General features: G+C 35.2%; 3 protein-coding genes and 1 pseudogene. All 4 read left to right on the top strand.

Annotated features, from left to right (window positions below):
- Positions 1-875: RHS repeat-associated core domain-containing protein (locus tag GX654_06975; protein ID NLD36596.1), on the top strand; the 875-nt coding region annotated here is incomplete at its 5' end.
- 46 nt (positions 876-921) lie between these two features.
- Complete coding sequence (locus tag GX654_06980) at positions 922-1,689, top strand: hypothetical protein (protein NLD36597.1); 768 nt, start codon at positions 922-924, stop codon at positions 1,687-1,689.
- A gap of 92 nt (positions 1,690-1,781) precedes the next feature.
- Entirely contained in the window at positions 1,782-2,492 is a 711-nt protein-coding gene (locus GX654_06985; protein NLD36598.1) for a tetratricopeptide repeat protein, read from the top strand.
- Positions 2,493-2,962: 470 nt separating this feature from the next.
- A pseudogene (locus GX654_06990) lies at positions 2,963-3,417 on the top strand (IS110 family transposase).
- Positions 3,418-3,492: the final 75 nt, after the last annotated feature.

Below are 3,492 nucleotides of genomic sequence, written 5' to 3' on the forward strand. Positions count from 1 at the left end.
AGCTTGACAGTGAATATGAGCTGTATAACTACAACGCCAGGCTCTATGACCCTGTCATGAGCAGGTTTATATCTCCGGATACAATAATCCCTGATCCATATAACCCGCAGTCTCTTAACAGGTATTCATATTGTTTGAATAATCCATTGAAATATGTTGACCCGAGTGGTAATTATGCAGGTGTTTATGCACCTGGTTCTAACCCCTGGAGTAATGTGGATTGGTGGAATAGCTTCAATACCTTCAGCCCTGAAATGATTAATCTTTTGGGACCTGTAATGGGACCTGCTGCCTATGCAGAAATGGAAAGAATGAATATAGTTGTTCGTTCTCGTACAGCGAATGTAACAGCAGGCCCATTCCCTGATGGGCAAACCCTTACTTCTAATGAATATTTCTTCATGGCTGTACCTAATGTTGATCAATTCATGAGGGGTTTGAATGGAAACTTAGGTATTAATAATAGCATGGGAGGACAACCAGGATGGTCGGGTAGTACTAATAACCAAAAAGGTTCAGAAATGGGTGTTCCAATTGTAACTATCATCATGAACAATATTGATTGGAACAAGGTTAAAAAATTAAATCCAAATATATTAGGTGATCCTTATCGTTCGAAAATACTAAGATGGGGAGATAAAATTGAGAAAATGATTTTTGAGAAAACTCTTAAAAAACTTGGTATTCCTATACCTAATTCGCTTCTTGGTAAGGCTTCAATGGCTTTAGGAGTATCTGCTGGTGCAATCAGCTTTATTTTAACTAACCCAACAGAACTTGGCTATTCAGATCTGTATTATCCTGATGGAACCCCAGCTTTTGAATATAATCCTGATGGAACTTTAAAACGGAGTCCTTGGAATAATAATTATTAATAAATGCGCAGCATAAGTAATGGTGTAATATAAAAAGGGTGGAAATATGATACTAAAAACAATGTTTTTATTAAATCCAAATTTTTTAGGGATTTATATACTTTCTGATAAAATTTGTTTATATGACCATAAAAAAAATAAAGATCAAGAGTTTTTATTTGATGAACAAATGTATCAAAAAAATATTGAAGAAAATGTTTTAAATACTTTGCCTAATGTATTTGTAACTATTCGAAAATTATTTAAACGTTGGCCTCCACTTAGGGTGATTTTATGTGGCGACATTAACTTGCCGACCTTAACGAAACCTTTTATTGAAAAAATTGCTGAAATATTCAATCTTGAAATCTATTCTATTGATTATAAACTTTGTATTGCGGTTGGGATTGGTCTGGATATTTCTGAGTTAAAAAAACATATCATTTTCATTTCATCAGATAGTTATGTTCAAGGATATATCTTGTTTGGCTCAAAAATAATAAATGAAATGAAAATTCAAATCTCAGAGGAAGTTGATACAGAAGAAGCTATATCTGTCCTACTAAAGGAGTTAAAGGCAACAATTGATTTGGATATTAAGACATTTTTTTATAATGCTAAATTTTCAAACGATACATATAATGAGATTGATATAAATTGGAGACTTGATTTTCAAGAGAACATAAATCTAATATCTATAAATAATAAACCTATATTAATAAAAAGAGATTTTGGTATATTTAAAATCAAGATTTTTGATAATGGTCGTGAGTATATCAAAAAAGGAATTAATGAATTTTGTAAAGCTGCAAAACATTTGGGAGACAATCCATAAGAAACGATCAGAGTTATCAGTTACAAGCTATAGATCAATTAAGTCTATGTTATAAAATCATAATGATCATAATAAAAAAGAGGGAACAGATTATGACTGCAATAAGTAAAGAAAAGATGATAGGGGTGATTGTTTGCATTCTTTTATTTTGCTTTATAAGCATTGCCAATGCACAGGAAAAGATAACTGACGAAACATTGATGAGCATTGATTCAGAAGTAAAGGGATACCTGGAGAAAGGGGACATTAATAACGCAGCCACTAAAATACTTGATGCCTATGAAAAGGCGGCAAATGATAAAAGCAGCTTAAGCCCTGCTGCAACAAAGGATTTATCAGACAACCTTTTTAAGATGGGTGAAGCAGTGCATAAAAAAGATGGGGCTGATAAAGCCAGGAACTGGCTTGAGAAAGCTATCGAGATGAACAATAAAAATGATGAGGCCCATATGCTTCTAGGCTGGACATACTTTGAGAAAAAGGATTTTGACAAATCATTAAGTTTTTTCAAGGCTGCAAACGCTGTCAACCCCAGCCCAAAAAGTTATCAGCTCATGGCTGTTACCTATTTCCAAGAAAAGGCATACCAGAAGGCCCTTGAAGCATGCGATGCCGGCCTTAAACGGAATCCAGCTGCTGAAGTTGCCTCTGCCATGCTGAATATCAGGGCTATGTCCAATCTGATGTTAGGAAACCATGATCAGGCAAAAAATGATTATCTTGCCGCTATCAAAATAGACCCGCAAAACAAGATTGCTATAAGCAATTATAATAAATTGTATCCTAAGAAGGGTTCAAAATAATACCTCATATCGGATGGTTAAGACACAGGGCGCCATATCAAAATTTACACATGTTGACGTGAGTACAAGCGTCAGAAATGGGTTTCCCTTTTTTGGTGGGGTGTAAACCCCACCCTATAGAAAAATTGTATCATTTTATTCGCAAAATATATTGCATTCGGTACATTGCCCACTTCGCCTGACACCAATGCGCTTTTGAGATAATGACACGTTTGGTTTTGGATTCTACGATTAAACCGTGGAATGACAAATAAAGAAAGCCTTGTGAAAAGGGGTCAAATCTCCGAATAGCTCTTGATAATTTATTGGTAGAGCTAAACGGAGATTTGATAAACATATAAAGGGTTCCGAGTTAAGAGCATTGTAATATTTATGCTAATATAGGCACCTCCCCATCCATAGTATATTGGGTACTATGGACCAGAGCGCATAAGCGCATAATAATGTTATTGGATCTAGGAGGTGCCGGAATGAAATTATACGCAGGAATAGATTTGCATTCAAGTAATAACTTCATAGGTGTTATAAACGAAAAAGATGAAAGGTTATTTCAGAAAAAAATGCCAAACGAATTGAATCAGGTTCTGGCTGCACTTAATCCCTTTAAAAAAGAGCTTGAAAGCATAGTAGTTGAATCAACATACAATTGGTACTGGCTCGTGGATGGATTAATGGAAAACGGCTATAAAGTAAATTTAGCAAATCCAAATGCCATACAACAATATAATGGCATGAATATACAGATGACAAATGGGATTCATTCTGGCTTGCTCATTTGAAACGACTGGATATATTGCCTGAGGGGTATATATATCCCAAAGATGAACGGCATGTCAGGGATGCCTTAAGAAGAAGGCAATTATTTGTCCAGCACAGGACTTCTCATATCTTGAGTCTTCAGAGCGCCATTACAAGAAACCATGGGTATAAGATGTCTGTCAGGGAGATTAAGAGACTCAATGACTCTGATGCCTCTAACCTGTTTAATGATCCTTTTCTG

Source organism: Desulfatiglans sp., from assembly GCA_012513605.1.
Classification (GTDB): domain Bacteria; phylum Desulfobacterota; class DSM-4660; order Desulfatiglandales; family HGW-15; genus JAAZBV01.

What these genes read in the sequence shown, in the direction of transcription:
- GX654_06980 (NLD36597.1), top strand. Translation starts at nt 922, where the DNA reads ATGATACTAAAAACAATGTTTTTATTAAATCCAAATTTTTTAGGGATT.
- GX654_06985 (NLD36598.1), top strand. Translation starts at nt 1,782, where the DNA reads ATGACTGCAATAAGTAAAGAAAAGATGATAGGGGTGATTGTTTGCATT.